The sequence below is a fragment of the Cupriavidus sp. H39 genome (genome assembly GCF_050271075.1).
Lineage (GTDB): Bacteria > Pseudomonadota > Gammaproteobacteria > Burkholderiales > Burkholderiaceae > Cupriavidus > Cupriavidus necator_B.
Genome location: NZ_CP189848.1, coordinates 1,701,154 through 1,718,571 on the forward strand (window position 1 = coordinate 1,701,154; position 17,418 = coordinate 1,718,571).

Genomic DNA, 17,418 nt, shown 5'->3' on the forward strand with positions numbered 1-17,418 from the left:
TTTGAAGCGTATCGCCGAGGAGCCTGTCGCCCCGCGGTGTGCGCCCTGCAAAAGTGACTGATTCCTATGGCGGACAAAAAAGGTTCATCCAGCGAAAAGCTTCTGTACTGCTCCTTCTGCGGCAAGAGCCAGCATGAGGTCAAGAAGCTGATTGCCGGCCCGTCGGTGTTCATTTGCGACGAATGCATCGACCTGTGCAACGAGATCATCCGCGATGAGGCCACGGCATCCGAGAAAGACGCCGCCGCGGCCGCGCGCTCGGATCTGCCGACGCCCCACGAGATCCGCGAAAGCCTGGACCAGTATGTGATCGGCCAGGAACAGGCCAAGAAGATCCTGGCGGTGGCGGTCTACAACCACTACAAGCGCCTCAAGCACCTCGGCAAGAAGGATGATGTCGAGCTGTCCAAGAGCAACATCCTGCTGATCGGGCCGACCGGCTCCGGCAAGACGCTGCTCGCGCAGACGCTGGCGCGCCTGCTCAACGTGCCGTTCGTGATCGCCGACGCGACCACGCTGACCGAAGCCGGCTACGTCGGCGAGGACGTCGAGAACATCATCCAGAAGCTGCTGCAGAACTGCAATTACGAAGTCGAGAAGGCGCAGCGCGGCATTGTCTACATCGACGAGATCGACAAGATCTCGCGCAAATCGGACAACCCGTCGATCACCCGCGACGTCTCCGGCGAAGGCGTGCAGCAGGCCCTGCTCAAGCTGATCGAAGGCACCATGGCATCGGTGCCGCCGCAAGGTGGCCGCAAGCACCCGAACCAGGACTTCCTGCAGGTGGACACGACCAACATCCTGTTCATCTGCGGTGGTGCTTTCGATGGCCTCGAGAAGGTCATCATGCAGCGCTCGGACAAGACCGGCATCGGCTTTGCCGCGCAGGTCAAGAGCAAGGAAGAGCGCGACGTCAGCGAGGTGCTGCCGCAGACCGAGCCGGAAGACCTGATCAAGTTCGGCCTGATCCCCGAACTGATCGGCCGCCTGCCGGTGGTGGCGACGTTGGCCAAGCTGGACGAGGCCGCGCTGATGCAGATCCTGGTCGAGCCCAAGAATGCCCTGGTCAAGCAATACCAGAAGCTGCTGGCGATGGAAGGCGTCGAGCTGGAAATCCGTCCCGGTGCGCTGAGCGCCATCGCCCGCAAGGCGATCCGCCGCAAGACCGGCGCGCGCGGGCTGCGTTCGATCCTGGAGCAATCGCTGATGGACGTCATGTATGACTTGCCCAACTACAAGGGCGTGCAAAAGGTGGTGATCGATGAAAACACGATCAACGGCGATGCACCCCCGCTGCTGATGTACGAGGAGCAGCAGCCCAAGGTGGCAGGGTCTAACTGACGCGACGGCTGCCAGCGTGGCAAGTGGTTGGCACCACACCGGCAGCAAGGCGGAAAGGCCGTTCGCGTAGAAGCGAGCGGCTTTTTTTGTTTATTTCTACCGACGAGAGGGAGGAAACGCGGGTATGCTGTTTCAGAGGGGCCACCAAGTGCAGGGAGCGGCATCTGCCTGCCTTGATGAATCGATTGGCACGTATCTTGTAATCGATTCGGGCGGCCCAATTTACGCCTTAAATGACTGACTTGGGGAAAATGATGTCCGGAACACAACTCCTCCCGGCCGAGCCGATTCGCCTGCCACTGTTGCCGCTGCGCGACGTGGTGGTGTTTCCGCACATGGTGATCCCGCTGTTCGTGGGTCGCCCAAAGTCCATCAAGGCGCTTGAGACTGCGATGGAGGCGGGCAAGAGCATCATGCTCGTGGCCCAGAAGACGGCGGCCAAGGACGAGCCGACCGCCGACGACCTGTACGAGGTCGGCTGCATCGCCAATATCCTGCAAATGCTGAAGCTGCCCGACGGTACCGTGAAGGTGCTGGTCGAGGGCACCCAGCGCGCAAACATCCGCGAGGTGAGCGAAGACGATTCGCACTTCATGTGCGAAGCCGTGCCCGTGCCGCCCGCGCCTGGCGAAAGCGCCGAGACCGAGGCCCTGCGCCGCGCGATCGTGTCGCAGTTCGACCAGTACGTGAAGCTCAACAAGAAGATCCCGCCTGAGATCCTGACCTCGCTGTCGGGCATCGACGAGGCCGGGCGCCTGGCGGATACCATCGCCGCGCATCTGCCGATCAAGCTCGAGCAGAAGCAGAAGATCCTGGAGATGGTCAATGTGACCGAGCGCCTGGAAAGCCTGCTGTCGCAACTCGAGGGCGAGATCGACATCCTGCAGGTCGAAAAGCGCATCCGTGGCCGCGTCAAGCGCCAGATGGAGAAGAGCCAGCGCGAGTACTACCTGAACGAGCAGGTCAAGGCCATCCAGAAGGAACTGGGCGAGGGCGAAGAAGGCGCCGACCTGGAAGAACTCGACAAGCGCATCAAGGCTGCGCGCATGCCGAAGGAAGCCAAGAAGAAGGCCGACGCCGAATTCAAGAAGCTCAAGCTGATGTCGCCGATGTCGGCCGAAGCCACCGTCGTGCGCAACTACATCGACACGCTGGTGAACCTGCCGTGGCGCAAGAAGAGCAAGGTCAACAATGACCTGGCCAATGCCGAGCGCGTGCTGGAAGAGGACCACTACGGTCTTGAGAAGGTCAAGGAACGTATCCTGGAATACCTCGCTGTGCAGCAGCGCGTGGACAAGCTGAAGGCGCCGATCCTGTGCCTGGTTGGCCCCCCCGGCGTGGGCAAGACCTCGCTCGGCCAGTCGGTGGCGCGCGCAACGAACCGCAAGTTCGTGCGCATGGCGCTGGGTGGCGTGCGCGACGAGGCCGAGATCCGCGGCCACCGCCGCACCTACATCGGCTCGATGCCGGGCAAGATCCTGCAAAGCCTGTCCAAGGTCGGCGTGCGCAATCCGCTCTTCCTGCTCGACGAGATCGACAAGATGGGCGCCGACTTCCGCGGCGATCCGTCGTCGGCGCTGCTCGAGGTGCTGGACCCGGAACAGAACCACACGTTCCAGGACCACTACATCGAAGTGGACTTCGACCTCTCCGACGTGATGTTCGTGGCGACGTCGAACTCGCTGAACATCCCGCCGCCGCTGCTCGACCGCATGGAGGTGATCCGCCTGTCGGGTTACACCGAGGACGAGAAGGTCAATATCGCCCAGCGCTACCTGCTGCCCAAGCAGATCAAGAATAATGGTCTGAAGGCTGGCGAGATCGAGGTGGCCGAAGGCGCGCTTCGCGACATCATCCGCTACTACACGCGTGAGGCGGGTGTGCGTTCGCTGGAACGCGAGGTGTCCAAGATCGCCCGCAAGGTGGTCAAGCTGCTGCTGCTGAAGAAGGAGTCGGGCACGATCAAGGTCGATTCCGAGAACCTGGACAAGTTCCTCGGCGTGCGCAAGTACGACTTCGGCCTGGCCGGCAAGGAAAACCAGGTGGGCCAGGTGACCGGCCTGGCGTGGACCGAGGTGGGCGGCGACCTGCTGACCATCGAAGCCGCGATCATGCCGGGCAAGGGCAACATCACGCGCACCGGTTCGCTGGGCGATGTGATGAAGGAATCCGTCGAAGCCGCGCGTTCGGTGGTGCGTTCGCGGGCACGCCGCCTGGGCATTACGGATGAGATGTTCGAGAAGCGCGACATCCACATCCACGTGCCCGAAGGCGCCACGCCCAAGGACGGCCCGTCAGCGGGCGGTGCGATGACCACCGCGCTGGTGTCGGTGCTGACCGGCATCCCGGTGCGCGCGGATGTCGCCATGACCGGCGAGATCACGCTGCGCGGCGAGGTGCTGCCGATCGGCGGCCTGAAGGAGAAGCTGCTGGCGGCCCACCGGGGCGGCATCAAGCTGGTGCTGATTCCCGAAGACAACGTCAAGGACCTGGCCGAGATCCCTGACAACGTCAAGAACGCCATCGAGATCGTGCCGGTGCGCTGGATCGACAAGGTGCTGGAACTGGCGCTCGAGCGCAAGCCCGAAGCGTTGCCGGAAGAAGATGCCAAGCCCGCCGAGGTGGCCGACAAGGCCACCGCCAAGGTCGAGCGTCTGCATCACTGAGTTCGCTTCAGCCGCATGAAGGAAACGCCGCTGGGCAGCGATGCCCGGCGGCGTTTTTTTGTCCGCACGGCCTTGGCAAACCGAAATCACCTGTATTAAACTTGCGCCCTCGCAACGCAAACCACGGCATCTGCCGCGAGGTGCGGAGCGTTCAGCAAGTTGCAGGCGCCAGCCTGCGAGGGTCGAGCGGGTGCTTAGCTCAGTTGGTAGAGCGGCGCCCTTACAAGGCGTAGGTCGGGGGTTCGAACCCCTCAGCACCCACCAACGTTCGATCGATGAAATCAAGGACTTAGAGCGATCTAGGTCCTTTTTTTATGCCTATTTCACCACCCCGCAAAAGAGGGGCCGACCTCGCTGTGGCGCTTTGGTGACCGTGCGTTTGGCAGACAGTCGCTCGGCTGTTTGCGAGATGATGAGCTTTTTAGCGTAGGCCAGCACATCGCAGGTCATCATTACCCAGGCCCGTCCAACCTTGCCGGCGGGGATAGCTCCCGACCGGATCAGTTCTTCCACTGTCTTGGGATGGACGTGGAGGATCCCGGCTGCCTCGAAGATTCCGACTGTCTGACCGTCTACGGCGTTCGTTAGCCTCCTGTTTTCCGCTTTCCGTAAGGATCGACCCGGCCGCTTAATTGATGGCCGCGCCCGGGCACCCTATCGTTCAGCCAAACCAACAAGAACGGTGCCGTTCCCGTGCGGCCTCACCAACCAGGAGACAAGACTTCGTGGCCTATCCCTTCCTTCTGTTGCCGTAGCGGCAGATCCGACTCCCCGGCCGGGCCCCCGCGCTGCCGGATTCCCCTGACTTCCTTGCCAGGCGGCTTGTGCGCACGCACGCTTGCCGCGACGGAGCCGTTATGTCGTCACACATCATTTCCATCTCGGTGCTAGGGCTGATGTTCGTCATCGCCACGGTACTGCCTATCAACATGGGCGCGCTTGCCTTTGTCGGTGCCTTCCTGGTCGGCACCCTGGTCGCGGCCATGCCGGCCAAGGCTATCCTTGCCGGCTTTCCTGCCGACCTGTTCCTGACCCTGGTCGGCATCACGTACCTGTTCGCCGTGGCGCAGAACAACGGCACCATCGACTGGCTGGTGCGGCTCGCGGTGCGGGCCGTGGGCGGCAGGATCGCAGCCATTCCATGGATCATGTTCATGATCGCGGCGCTGCTGACGTCGGTCGGTGCGGTCAGCCCGGCGGCGGTGGCCATCATCGCGCCGATTGCGCTGGGCTTCGCCGCGCGCTACGGCATCAACCCGCTGCTGATGGGCCTGATGGTCATCCACGGCGCGCAGGGCGGTGGCTTTTCGCCGGTCAGCATCTATGGCGGCATTACTAACAAGATCGTGCAGAAGGCCGGGCTGCCGCTCAACGAGATGGCCACGGCTTTCGCCAGCCTGGGCGTGAACCTGGCCGTGGCTGCCGGCCTCTTCGTTGCGCTGGGCGGGCTGCGCCTGATGCGGCAAGCGGCGCCGGCGGTGGCGCAACCGGTCTCGGGCGGCGTGCTGGCCATGGGCGCGCCGTTCGGCGCGCATACCGTGCCCGCACAGGGAGCGCAGATCTATGGCGATGCGGAGGCCGAGGCCGGCACGGAAGAGCGGAAGACGATGGCGCGCGACCGTGCTTCGCTGCTCGACAGCGGTGCCGAAGGCGCGGGCGAATCCCCTGCCGGTCTGTACCAGTACCTGACCGTGGCGGGCCTGGTCGCGCTGGCGGTGCTGACGCTCTACTTCAAGCTCGATATCGGCTTTGTCTCGCTGACCATCGCGCTGGTGCTCACGCTGATGGCGCCGGAGCTGCAGAAGCGCGCGCTGAGCCAGGTGTCATGGCCCGAGATCATGCTGATCGTCGGGGTCAGTACCTTCGTCGGCGTGATGGACAAGATGGGCACTATCGACTTTGTCGGCCACAGCGTCGCCGGGCTGACGTCGCCGCTGATGGCCGCGCTGCTGCTGTGCGTGGTCGGGGCGGTGGTGTCGGCGTTCGCCTCGTCGACCGCGGTGCTGGGTTCGCTGATCCCGCTGGCGGTGCCGTTCCTGCAACAGGGCTCGGACGTGAGCGCCATCGGTTTTATCGCCGCGATGGCGGTGTCCTCGACCATCGTCGACGTCAGCCCGTTTTCGACCAACGGCGCGTTGGTGCTCGCCAACGCGCAGGGCGTGGACCGGCAGGCCTTCTTCCGCACGCTGCTGATCTATGGCGCGCTGGTCACCGTGATCGCACCGGTCGTGCTGTGGTTCGTCTTCGTCGTGCTTTGATTCCTGCTGACGATACCTGACTCCTGACCATGAAATTGTTTGAATCCCTCATGCATGCCCGGCAGGCCATCCATGGGCCGCATCGACGACGTGCTGAACGTGTCGGGCCACCGCATGGGCACGATGGAGATCGAGTCGGCGCTGGTGGCCAACCCGCTGGTGGCCGAGGCCGCGGTGGTCGGACGTCCCGACGACATGACCGGCGAGGCCATCTGCGCCTTCGTCGTGCTCAAGCGCTCGCGTCCGACTGGCGACGAAGCCGTGAAGATCGCCACCGAGCTGCGCAACTGGGTCGGCAAGGAGATCGGCCCGATCGCCAAGCCAAAGGACATCCGCTTTGGCGACAACCTGCCCAAGACGCGCTCGGGCAAGATCATGCGGCGCCTGCTGCGTTCGCTGGCCAAGGGTGAAGAGATTACGCAAGACACCTCGACGCTGGAGAACCCGGCCATCCTCGAGCAGCTCGGCCAGACCAGTTAGCGGTGCGCACTCGCCGCCCCGCGGCTAAGATAGGAGCCGGCCCCCAACTACAGCCCGACCCATGAGAATCCGCATCGGCGAAGAGATCACCTTCCGCAAGCTCGAAGCCCTGCTGGCGTTCATGGAATCGGGCAACCTGGCCAAGGCGGCAGAGATCCTCGATACCAGCACGGTCAGCGTGCATCGCGCGCTGCACTCGCTGGAAGAGGGCACCAGTTGCGCGCTGTTCCGCCACGAGGGCCGCAACCTGATCCCGACCGACGCCGCCCATGTGCTGGCGGATACGGCCAGGGAGGTGCTCAAGGCCATGGCCGACGGCATCCGCGCCACGCGCGAGGCCGCGGGCTTTTCGGCCGACCACCTCAAGATCGGGTCGCTCTATTCGCTGACGGTCCAGACCGTGCCCAAGATCGTGATCGGCCTGAAGCTGCGGCGCCCCGAACTACAGACCGAGCTGGTGCTGGGATCGAATGCGGACCTGCTGCAGAAGCTCAAGCAGGGCTCGATCGACGCCGCGCTGATGGCCGTGCCCGAGACCGATCCGGAGATCGAATCGATTCCGCTGTTCGAGGACGATATCTTCTTTGCGGCGCCGGCCAATTCGCCCTATGCCTCGATGCCTGCGGTGGATCTGCGCGCCTGCCGCGACGAGCCGTTCGTCAGCCTGAGCGAGGGTTTCGTCACCTACAGCGGCTTCCTGGAGGCGTTCCGCATTGCCGAATTCACGCCGAATGTGGTGATGAAGGTCGGCGATATTTTTTCGCTGATGAACCTGGTGGGCGGCGGCATCGGCTATACGCTGCTGCCGGGCCGGGTGAAAGGCGTGTATTCGCGCAATGTGGCGTTCGTGCCGCTGGCCGGCGAGTACGACATCAAGCAGACCATCGCCCTGAATTTCCTGCGCCGGCGCGAGCGCGATCCCAACCTGCTGGCGCTGGCGGCGGCGTGCCGCATGGCGATGCGCGACGCCGACCAGTAAAGGGGGGGCGGGCGGGCTTTTCGCCCACACCGTGGTCTCGCTTCCGGCCAGCGTAACGGTTCATTTCCCGGCGTGATTGTTTGCCGGACGTCGCCTGTTTAAGGTGGGAGCCATCAGACAGACGCCAGCCGGAGACGCGATGACCAACACCAGCACGGGCCGCCAATGGAATACCCGCAGGGAAGCCAAGGCGCGACGCAAGCAGAACGCCGCCGCCATTGCCCAGGGCAAGGTGGTGCCGACCAGCGACATCGTCGCCTTCCTGGAGGCCGTGCTGGCGTCCGGCGACCGCGTCGTGCTGGAGGGCAACAACCAGAAGCAGGCTGACTTCCTGTCGCGCTCGCTGGCGCAGGTCGACCCGGTGCGCGTGAATGCGCTCCACATGATCATTCCTAGCGTGAGCCGGGTCGAGCATCTCGACCTGTTCGAACGCGGCATCGCGCGCAAGCTGGACTTCTCGTACGCCGGGGCGCAGAGCATCCGCATCTCGCAGTTCCTGGAGGACGGGCAGCTCGAAGTGGGCGCGATCCATACCTATATCGAACTGTATTCGCGGCTGTACGTGGACCTGGTGCCCAATGTGGTGCTGATCGCCGGCTACAAGGCCGACCGCCAGGGCAACCTCTACACCGGCCCGAGCACCGAGGATACGCCGGCGCTGGTCGAGGCCGCGGCCTTTCGCGACGGGCTGGTGATCGCGCAGGTCAACGAGATCGTCGACGATCCCGCGGGCCTGCCGCGCGTCGACGTGCCGGGCTCCTGGATCGACTACGTGGTGCAGGCGGACAAGCCATTCTTCTGCGAGCCGCTGTTCACGCGCGACCCGCGCCTGATCAAGCCGGTCCACGTGCTGATGGCGATGATGGCGATCCGCGGCATCTACGAGCGCCACCAGGTGCAGTCGCTTAATCATGGCATCGGCTTCAACACTGCCGCGATCGAGTTGATCCTGCCGACCTACGGCGAGTCGCTCGGGCTGAAAGGCAAGATCTGCAAGTACTGGACGCTCAACCCGCACCCGACACTGATTCCGGCGATCGAGACTGGCTGGGTCGAGGGCGTGCATAGCTTCGGCAGCGAACTGGGCATGGAACCCTACGTCGCCGCGCGGCCTGACGTGTTCTTTACCGGCGCGGACGGCTCCATGCGTTCCAACCGGGCCCTCTGCCAGCTTGCCGGCCAGTACGCGGTGGACCTGTTCATCGGCTCGACGCTGCAGATCGACGGCGACGGTCATTCGTCCACGGTGACGCGCGGGCGATTGTCCGGCTTCGGCGGCGCGCCCAACATGGGCCACCAGCCGGGCGGGCGCCGCCACCCGACGCCGGCCTGGCTCGACCTGATCGAGACCGACGACCCGCTCGCGCGCGGCCGCAAGCTGGTGGTGCAGATGGTCGAGACCTTCCAGGCGGGCGGCAAGCCGACCTTCGTCGAATCGATGGATGCCGTCGACGTCGCGCGCGAAAGTGGCATGCCGCTGGCGCCGGTGATGATCTACGGCGACGACGTCACGCACGTGCTGACCGAAGAGGGCATCGCCTACCTGTACAAGGCGCAATCGCTGGAAGAGCGGCGCCGGATGATTGCCGCCGTGGCCGGCGTCACGCCCATCGGCATGAAGCACGATCCCGCCACCACGCGCCGCATGCGCAGCGACGGCCTGATCGCGCTGCCTGAGGACCTGGGCGTGCAGCGCAGCCAGGCCACGCGCAGCCTGCTGGCGGCCAAGAGCATGGCCGACCTGGTCGACTGGTCCGGCGGGCTGTACGAACCGCCGGCACGCTTCCGGAGCTGGTGATGGCAGGCGCCCTCGCAAGGATCCTGCCAGTGCCGGCCCCGTACGCGCCCGGGCAGCGCCCGTCGGCGTCCGCCCATGCCGAGGCGCTGGCGGGACTCGCCGTCGGCGCCATCGCGGAAGAAGCGCGGCTCTCGCCCAAGCCCGGCCTGGTCGACAGCCGCGGCAGCGGGGCCCATGCCGACCTGACCTTGCCGCTGATGCTGCGCTCGGCGCACGCGCTGGGGCCGTCGTTCGCGGCCATGGCCGATGCCGGGCTGCAGGCGCCGCGCGTGGGCTATGGCCTGCGCGAACAGCTGGGCGCGCTCGGCCGCGAGGCGGAGGCCGTGATGCTGTGCGCCACCGGCGGCGTCAACACGCATCGCGGCGCGATCTGGTGCATCGGCTTGCTGGTCGGAGCCGCGGCGCATGCGAGCACTGCCGGGCTGGGTGCCGGTGCCGGGGCGATCAGTGCCACGGCCGGCGCCATTGCCTCGCTGTCGGACCGGCACCGACCGCTTCTCACCGGCAACAAGGGCGAACTCGCCTGCCTGGCCTACGGTGTGGGCGGCGCGCGGGCCCAGGCACGAGCGGGTTTCCCGCACGTGACGCGGCTGGCGCTGCCGGCGCTGCAGCGCAGCCGCGCGCGCGGCGATACCGAATCGACGGCACGCCTGAACGCGCTGCTCGCGCTGATGAGCGAACTGGACGATACCTGCGTGCTGGCCAGGTCGGGGCGCCCCGGGCTGGACTACATGCAGGCCGGCGCCAGGGCGGTGCTGTCGGCAGGCGGCGCGGGCACGGTCAACGGGCGGCGCCACCTGCGCAGCCTCGATGCGGGCATGCTGGCCAGGCGGGCCTCGCCGGGCGGCGCGGCAGACCTGCTGGCCGCGACCATTTTCCTCGACCAGCTGTCACGGCACGGCATTGCCGATGTGATGGCTGTGGCCGACGACTTCAGGGGACTTTGATGGAACAACTGCGATTTGAATTCCCGGCGGGGCAGCCCGCCACCGGACGCGTACTGGTCGGCGTGGTGGGATCGGGCGACCTCGAGGTAGTGGTCGAGCCGGGCCAGAGGGGCAAAACCACGGTCGAGGTCACCACCTCGGTCAATGGCTACGGCCGCGTCTGGGATGCGCAGCTGTCGCGCGTCTTTGCCACCGAGCCGCGCGCATCGATGCAAATCCGCATCCACGATTTCGGCGCGACCCCGGGCGTGGTCGGCATGCGCCTGGCGGAAGCCTTTGAAGCGCTTGGCGCGTCGCAACCAGGAGAGGGGGCATGAACACGGCGGAACTGCTGGCGCGCAACAGCTTTATCGAACTCGGCGCACGCGAGCGCGCGCGTGCATTGCTCGATGCGGGCACCTTCCGCGAACTGGCCGGGCCATTCGATGGCCTGCAGTCGCCGTGGCTGCCACCGCAAGGCGTGGTGCCGCAGAGCGACGACGGCGTGGTGGTGGCCAAGGGTCGCATCGACCGGATGCCGGTGGTGGTGCTGGCAATCGAAGGCGCCTTCCAGGGCGGCAGCATGGGCGAGGTCGGGGGCGCCAAGATCGCCGGGGCGCTGGAACTGGCGGCGGAAGACAACCGCCGCGGCGAGCCGACGCGCGCGGTGCTGCTGCTGGAAACCGGCGGCGTGCGCCTGCAGGAGGCCAACCTTGGCCTCGCGGCCATTGCCGAGATCCATGCCGCGATCGTCGACCTGCGCCGGTACCAGCCGGTGGTCGGCGTGATCGCGGGGCAGGTGGGCTGCTTTGGCGGCATGTCGATCGCGGCCGGATTGTGCAGCGCGCTGGTGATGACGCAGGAGGGCCGCCTGGGGCTGAACGGCCCGGCAGTGATCGAGCAGGAAGCGGGAATCGCCGAATACGATTCGCGCGACCGGCCCTCGATCTGGGGCTTTACCGGCGGCAAGCAGCGCGTCGCCACCGCTTTCGCCGATGCGTACGTCGATGATGACTGCGACGCCATGCGCGCGCAGGTTGCCGCGCTGTTGCGCGAGCCGGTCGCCGTCAGCCATCGCAGCGAGCAGTATGCGCAATACCTGGCCGCGTTGCAGGCATACGACGCCAGCGCCCAACCCACGCCCGCGCAGGTGCAGGCGCTGTTTCAACGGGAGACCAAGGCATGAACGCACCACTTCATCCCGCTGCCGCGCGCGAAGCCAGCCGTGGCGAGCGCTGGCTGCAGGCGCTGGCGCCAGCGGCGCCGCGCCAGCCGGGCTATCCGGACTCGGTGCAGGTGGCCGATGGCGAACTCGCCGGCACCGCGGTGCGTTGGATCGCGCTGGTGCCCGACGCCGGCAGCCGCTTCCCGCGCGCGCGCCACGGCGAAGCCGGGTTGCTCGAGGGATGGTCGCTGGCGCGCGCGGTGCGCGAGGCGATCGAGGCGGACCGTACCGCGCCGGTCAAGCGCGCCATCGTGGCGATCGTCGATACGCCCAGCCAGGCGTACGGCAGGCGCGAAGAGGCATTCGGTATCCACCAGTCGCTGGCCGGTGCGGTGGCCGCGTATGCCGAGGCACGCCTGGCGGGGCATCCGGTGGTGGCGCTGATCGTCGGGCGGGCCATGTCGGGCGCCTTCCTCGCGCACGGCTACCAGGCCAACCGCATCATCGCGCTCAATGACCAAGGGGTGCTGGTGCACGCGATGGGCAAGGAAGCGGCCGCGCGCATCACGATGCGCACCGTCGAGGACCTCGAGACGCTCGCGTCGACGGTGCCGCCGATGGCCTACGACATCGAGAATTTCGCCACGCTGGGCATCCTGTGGCGGCTGATCGATGTCGAGTCGGCCAGTGCGCCGGTGGCCGCCGATGCGCATCTGGCGCGCGACACCATCCTCTCCGCGTTGGCAGACATCCGTCGCGACCCGGGGCCGGGCCTGCAAGGCCGCCTTGGCGGGCCCAACCGTAAGGCGTCGGCCGCGGTTCGCGCGTGCCTGTCGCGGCAATGGCAGGCCTGAATAACGGCCGGCCCGCCCCGCACGACCTGGTCTGGCTGGACGATCCGGCCAGCGCCCTGGCGCACGCTGCGCTGCCGGAGTGGATCGCTCTGCCCGCGTTGCTGGAAACGCCGCTGGTCGTGCGGCGCGACTGCCGCCGGCCGGGCGAGATCCCGGTCGGCTTGCGTGGCCGCACGCGCGCGGAGCGCTTCGGCACGTGGATAACGCCGTCGGCGATCCGCAAGCGGGTCACGCCGATGCAGCTGGCCGTCCAACGCGCGTGGCGCCTGAACCCGATGCTGGCGGCATTGCCGGCCATCCGCGCGCTCGAGGCCATGGCCGACTCACTCGATGCCGCCGGCATCCACTGGGGCGTGACAGGTAGCGTTGGCTTTACGCTGGCATGCGCGCGTAACGTGCTGCATGCCGGCAGTGACCTCGACCTGATCGTGAGGGCAGACCGGCCGCTGCCGCCCGGCCACCTGTACCTGCTTGGCGAGTTGCAGCGCACCGCGCCGGCCAGCGTCGATATCCAGGTTGCGACCCCTTATGGCGGCTTTTCGCTGCTAGAGCGGCTGCGCAGCGGGGGCAGGGTGCTGCTGAAGACCGGCCACGGCCCTCGCCTGTGCGACGATCCCTGGCAACCGGCGCCATGCAGGTCCTGATCACGTTCCCCGGCCAGGGTACGCAGCGTCCCGGCATGCTGAAGGACCTGCCAGACGACCCGGCAGTGGCGGCGGTGCTGGCGCAGGCAGAGGAGGTCTTGCAGGTGCCGGTGGCTGGCATGGATACGCCCGAGCGCCTGCAATCCACGGTATGGACGCAGCTATGCCTGCTGACTTCAGGCGTGGCAATGGCGCGGTGCCTGGCCGCGCACGGCGCCCGCGCCGACGCTGTGGCCGGGCTTTCCATCGGCGCGTATGCCGCCGCGGTAACCGCCGGCGTGCTGTCCTTTGCCGATGCCCTGCGGCTGGTGCGCCTGCGCGGCGAACTGATGGCACAGGCCTATCCCAGCGGCTACGGCATGACCGCCATCCTGGGGCTCGACCGCAACCGGCTCGCACCGCTGGTGGCGCAGGTGTGTTCGCCGCAGCGGCCGGTGTATCTGGCGAACTTCAATGCCCCGATGCAGATCGTGATCGCAGGCAGCCAGGCGGCGATGGCCCAGGTCGCAGCGCTCGCGCTTGCCGCCGGCGCGCAGGCCTCAAAGCCGGTCGCGATCCCTGTGCCTTCGCATTGCCCGCTGCTCGATGGCGCCGCGCATGCGCTGCAACAGGCCATGCAGGGCGTGGCGCTGACCGCGCCATCGCTGCGTTATTTCAGCGCCAGCAAGGCGCGCGAGTTGCGCGACCCGGGCAAAATCGCCGACGACCTGGCGCTGAACATGGCAACGCCGGTGCGGTGGCACGAAACCATGTTGCTGGCACATGCCAATGGCGCCCGGCTGGTGGTCGAAGCGCCGCCGGGCGATGTGCTCACGCGCCTGGCGCAGCCAATGCTCGTCGACGGCATGGCGCTGGCCTGCGACAGGGCGCGACTGGACTCGGTCGTGGCGCTGATACGGCGCAGGCAGGGGAATCCCTGAAGCAGTTCTAGATTCGAACAGGGCGCATCTGCCGGCGCTCTTTCTCGCAAGCCTGGCTTCGTTGATTGGGGTGTCTCATGAGGCACTCCAGCAAAGCCGAAATTTATATCGTATAGTTTCGATATTAAATTTGAGAGGGAACGATCTATGTTTCGCAGATTGGCGAAACAGCGTTCCTTGACCCAAGGCGAACCCCTCCATGGACATCGATGCCATCCACAAGGCGCTGGCCAATCCGGTCCGGCGCAATATCCTGGCCTGGCTCAAGACGCCGCAGCAGTGTTTCAGCGAGCAGGAATATCCGCTCGACCTCGGCGTATGCGCGGGCCTGATCGACGCGCGCACCGGGCTGTCGCAATCCACCGTCTCGGCCCACCTCGCGACCTTGCAGCGAGCCGGGCTGGTGACGTCGAAGCGGGTCGGCCAGTGGGTTTTTTTCAAGCGCGATGAAGAGACCATCCGCGCCTTCCTCGATCACATGCAGAGCGATCTTTGAAGGACCGGCACTGCGCATAACCTGCGGCGCGCAAGCGCCAAATTCCGCACCGATGGTGCTTCACCCTCCTCGATACCGAAAACCATGCCTACACTCTTTGACCCGATCCGTATCGGCGACCTCGACCTTCCCAACCGCGTCATCATGGCGCCTCTGACGCGTTCGCGCGCAGTGGGCGGCGGCCGCGTGCCCAACGCGTTGATGGCCCAATACTATGTACAGCGCGCTTCAGCGGGCCTGATCCTGAGCGAAGCCACGGCCGTGACGCCGCAAGGCGTGGGCTATGCCGACACCCCGGGCATCTGGTCGCAAGAACAAGTGGCTGGCTGGAAGCACGTCACCGACGCCGTGCACGCCGCCGGCGGCCGCATCTTCCTGCAACTGTGGCACGTGGGCCGCATCTCCGACCCGGTCTTCCTCGACGGCGAACTGCCGGTGGCACCCAGCGCAATCGCGGCCGGCGGCCATGTCAGCCTGGTGCGCCCCAAGCGCGCCTTTGTTACCCCGCGCGCGCTTGAAACCGATGAAATCCCGGGCATTGTCGCCGCCTACCGGCGCGGCGCGGAGAACGCCAAGGCCGCCGGCTTCGACGGCGTTGAAGTGCACGGCGCCAATGGCTACCTGCTTGATCAGTTCCTGCAGGACAGCACCAACCAGCGCAACGATGCCTACGGCGGCTCGATCGAAAATCGCGCCCGGCTGCTGCTGGAAGTCACGGATGCCTGCATCGCGGTTTGGGGCCCGGCGCGCGTGGGCGTGCACCTGGCCCCGCGCGGCGATGCCCACAGCATGGGCGACTCCAACCCGGCCGCCACCTTCGGCTATGTGGCCCGCGAACTGGGCAAGCGCGGCATTGCCTTCATCTGCTCGCGCGAAGCGCTCGGCGATAACCGCCTGGGGCCGGAACTGAAGCGAGCCTTCGGTGGCACTTATATCGCCAACGAAAAAATGACCAAGGCCACCGCCGAGCACGTCTTGCAGGCCGGCGAAGCTGACGCAGTGGCCTTCGGCCAGCTCTTCATCGCCAACCCTGACCTGCCGCGCCGCCTGCAACTGGATGCGCCGCTCAACGCGCCGCAGCCGGAAACCTTCTACCATCCCGGCGCCGAAGGTTATATCGACTACCCCGCGCTCGCCTGAGCAACGGTTGTGGCCCGCGCACCCGCGCGCGGCCACCAATGCTTTCGCGCCGTGCTCGAGCCGGGGCTTCCGGCGACGATCTCGATCGAGGGACGCGCACGCATCGACGCGGCAGGGGATTCCCTGCCGGCGAACACCTACGATGCGCGCGCCCGGCCTTCCTCAGAGACGCTAGCGTTATGGCCAGATCCCGCTACCTGGCGCCACTGTGCAGCACCGCATTGCGGCGCGCGTACAGGAAGTAGATCACCAGCCCCACCGCCAGCCAGATCAGGAAGGCGGCCCAGGTCAGCACCTGCAGGTGCGCCATCAGAAACAGGCAGAAGCCGATCGACAGCAACGGCACCACCGGCGCGCCCGGGCAGCGGAATGCGCGCGGCAGCTCGGGCCGGGTCTTGCGCAGCACCAGCACTGCCACCGAGATCAGCGTAAACGCCGCCAGCGTGCCGATATTGATCAGTTCCGCCAGCACGTTCAACGGCACCAGAGCGGCAATCGCGGCAAACACGAGGCCCACGGTCCAGGTGGCAAAGTAGGGCGTGGCATGCACCGGGTGCACCGAGGACAGCCGCTCGGGCAGCAGCCCGTCGCGCGACATGGCAAAGATCACGCGGGTCTGGCCATAGGTCATCACCAGGATCACCGTGGTCATGCCCAGGATCGCGCCAAGGTCGACAAAGCCCGCGACCCAGTTCTGCCCCGCAAACTGCAGCGCCAGCGAGACCGGATGATCGACGCCGGCAAACTTCGCGAACGGCACGATGCCGGTCATGATCGCCGCCACCACCACGTACAGCACCGTGCAGACCGCGAGCGAGCCGATGATGCCGATCGGCAGGTCGCGGCGCGGGTTGCGCACTTCTTCCGCGGCCGAGGTCACGGCGTCGAAGCCGATAAACGCAAAGAACACCAGCGCCGCCGCATTGAAGATGCCGGTAAAGCCGAACGGCGCGAACGGCTGCCAGTTGGCCGGCTGCACGTGCCAAACGCCCACCGCGATAAACAGCAGCACCACGCCGATCTTGATCGCGACCATCAGGTTGTTGACGCGCGCGGACTCGCGCACGCCGTAGGACACCACCCAGGTGATGGCCAGCATGATCAGGCATGCCGGCAGGTTCAGCACGGTCTGCACGCCCGGCACCGAGCCCGGCGCCGCGGTCAGCGCCACCGGCAGCTTCATGCCGAAGCCAGCCATCAGCGACTGGAAATAGCCTGACCAGCCGACCGACACCGCCGACGTGGCCAGCCCGTATTCCAGCAGCAGGTCCCAGCCGATCATCCACGCGACGATCTCGCCAAGCGTGGCGTAGCTGTAGGTATAGATCGACCCCGACACCGGGATCGCCGAGGCGAACTCCGCGTAGCACAGCGCGGCAAAGCCGCACGCCAGCGCCGCGATCACGAACGACACCGTCAGCGCCGGCCCCGCGGTCAGCGCGCCAGTGCCGGTCAGCACGAAAATGCCGGTGCCGATGATGGCGCCGATCCCCATCATCACCAGGTCGACCGGACCCAGCACTTTCTTCAAGCCACTAACGTGGTTGTCCGCCAGCATGGCGTCGATGTCCTTGGTTCGGAACAAGCTCATTGCGTAGTCTCCTGCATGTATTGCCGCGCGATCGCACGGGCCCGCGCCGGAGATGGCGATGAGTCATGCGGCCGCGACGGCATCCGGGCAGCGTGCTATCGGGTAGACGGCACGGCTTGCCGGCACGCGGGTCGCGCACCGGCCCCGGTATTTTCTG

15 protein-coding genes, 1 tRNA gene and 1 pseudogene are annotated in these 17,418 nt (G+C 66.4%); 15 read left to right on the forward strand and 2 right to left on the reverse strand.

What is annotated here, in order from left to right:
- Positions 1–66: 66 nt before the first annotated feature.
- The 3 genes from clpX (at position 67) to ACOCMH_RS23355 (ending at position 4,274) form a co-directional block, all read left to right on the forward strand.
- Positions 67–1,344 (forward strand): ATP-dependent Clp protease ATP-binding subunit ClpX, encoded by a 1,278-nt coding sequence (gene clpX, locus ACOCMH_RS23345; protein WP_012352668.1) that lies wholly within the window; start codon positions 67–69, stop codon positions 1,342–1,344.
- Positions 1,345–1,598: 254 nt separating this feature from the next.
- Entirely contained in the window at positions 1,599–4,010 is a 2,412-nt protein-coding gene (gene lon / locus ACOCMH_RS23350) for an endopeptidase La (RefSeq protein ID WP_171514652.1), read from the forward strand.
- A gap of 188 nt (positions 4,011–4,198) precedes the next feature.
- Positions 4,199–4,274 (forward strand) — tRNA-Val (locus tag ACOCMH_RS23355).
- A gap of 54 nt (positions 4,275–4,328) precedes the next feature.
- Here ACOCMH_RS23355 and ACOCMH_RS23360 read toward each other — a convergent pair.
- Positions 4,329–4,643, reverse strand: coding sequence for a helix-turn-helix domain-containing protein (locus ACOCMH_RS23360; protein WP_427313344.1), 315 nt, complete (start codon positions 4,641–4,643; stop codon positions 4,329–4,331).
- 224 nt (positions 4,644–4,867) lie between these two features.
- Between ACOCMH_RS23360 and ACOCMH_RS23365 the strand changes: the two genes are divergently transcribed.
- The 12 genes and pseudogenes from ACOCMH_RS23365 (at position 4,868) to ACOCMH_RS23420 (ending at position 15,670) form a co-directional block, all read left to right on the forward strand.
- Positions 4,868–6,268, forward strand: coding sequence for an SLC13 family permease (locus ACOCMH_RS23365; protein ID WP_427313221.1), 1,401 nt, complete (start codon positions 4,868–4,870; stop codon positions 6,266–6,268).
- Between the two features lie 72 nt (positions 6,269–6,340).
- Positions 6,341–6,748: pseudogene (locus ACOCMH_RS23370) on the forward strand (AMP-binding enzyme); the annotation flags it as partial.
- Positions 6,749–6,809: 61 nt separating this feature from the next.
- The gene (locus ACOCMH_RS23375) at positions 6,810–7,727 is read left to right on the forward strand and encodes a LysR family transcriptional regulator (RefSeq protein WP_427313222.1); all 918 of its coding nucleotides are present in this window, start codon (positions 6,810–6,812) and stop codon (positions 7,725–7,727) included.
- Between the two features lie 139 nt (positions 7,728–7,866).
- Positions 7,867–9,525 carry a malonate decarboxylase subunit alpha gene (gene mdcA / locus ACOCMH_RS23380; RefSeq protein ID WP_427313223.1) on the forward strand — a complete coding sequence of 553 codons (1,659 nt, stop codon included), beginning with the start codon at positions 7,867–7,869 and terminating at the stop codon, positions 9,523–9,525.
- Positions 9,525–10,472, forward strand: a complete 948-nt coding sequence (locus ACOCMH_RS23385) for a triphosphoribosyl-dephospho-CoA synthase (protein ID WP_427313224.1) — start codon at positions 9,525–9,527, stop codon at positions 10,470–10,472. Before mdcA ends, ACOCMH_RS23385 begins: the two co-directional genes overlap by 1 nt.
- Positions 10,472–10,789 carry a malonate decarboxylase subunit delta gene (locus tag ACOCMH_RS23390; RefSeq protein WP_427313225.1) on the forward strand — a complete coding sequence of 106 codons (318 nt, stop codon included), beginning with the start codon at positions 10,472–10,474 and terminating at the stop codon, positions 10,787–10,789. The genes ACOCMH_RS23385 and ACOCMH_RS23390 overlap by 1 nt, the downstream gene beginning before the upstream one ends.
- The gene (locus ACOCMH_RS23395; RefSeq protein ID WP_427313226.1) at positions 10,786–11,637 is read left to right on the forward strand and encodes a biotin-independent malonate decarboxylase subunit beta; all 852 of its coding nucleotides are present in this window, start codon (positions 10,786–10,788) and stop codon (positions 11,635–11,637) included. The genes ACOCMH_RS23390 and ACOCMH_RS23395 overlap by 4 nt, the downstream gene beginning before the upstream one ends.
- On the forward strand, positions 11,634–12,470 hold the full coding sequence (gene mdcE / locus ACOCMH_RS23400) for a biotin-independent malonate decarboxylase subunit gamma (RefSeq protein ID WP_427313227.1): 837 nt from the start codon (positions 11,634–11,636) through the stop codon (positions 12,468–12,470). The genes ACOCMH_RS23395 and mdcE overlap by 4 nt, the downstream gene beginning before the upstream one ends.
- Positions 12,458–13,114: a malonate decarboxylase holo-ACP synthase gene (locus ACOCMH_RS23405; RefSeq protein ID WP_427313228.1), complete on the forward strand. Its 657-nt coding sequence runs from the start codon at positions 12,458–12,460 to the stop codon at positions 13,112–13,114. The genes mdcE and ACOCMH_RS23405 overlap by 13 nt, the downstream gene beginning before the upstream one ends.
- Positions 13,102–14,034: a malonate decarboxylase subunit epsilon gene (mdcH, locus tag ACOCMH_RS23410; protein ID WP_427313229.1), complete on the forward strand. Its 933-nt coding sequence runs from the start codon at positions 13,102–13,104 to the stop codon at positions 14,032–14,034. The genes ACOCMH_RS23405 and mdcH overlap by 13 nt, the downstream gene beginning before the upstream one ends.
- A gap of 199 nt (positions 14,035–14,233) precedes the next feature.
- A complete protein-coding gene (locus tag ACOCMH_RS23415; RefSeq protein WP_427313230.1) occupies positions 14,234–14,530 on the forward strand; it encodes an ArsR/SmtB family transcription factor in 297 nt (98 codons plus the stop codon).
- An 84-nt stretch (positions 14,531–14,614) separates the two neighbouring features.
- Positions 14,615–15,670 carry an alkene reductase gene (locus tag ACOCMH_RS23420; protein WP_427313231.1) on the forward strand — a complete coding sequence of 352 codons (1,056 nt, stop codon included), beginning with the start codon at positions 14,615–14,617 and terminating at the stop codon, positions 15,668–15,670.
- Between the two features lie 193 nt (positions 15,671–15,863).
- Here the strand turns inward: ACOCMH_RS23420 and ACOCMH_RS23425 are convergent, their stop codons facing one another.
- The gene (locus tag ACOCMH_RS23425; protein ID WP_427313232.1) at positions 15,864–17,261 is read right to left on the reverse strand and encodes an amino acid permease; all 1,398 of its coding nucleotides are present in this window, start codon (positions 17,259–17,261) and stop codon (positions 15,864–15,866) included.
- Positions 17,262–17,418: the final 157 nt, after the last annotated feature.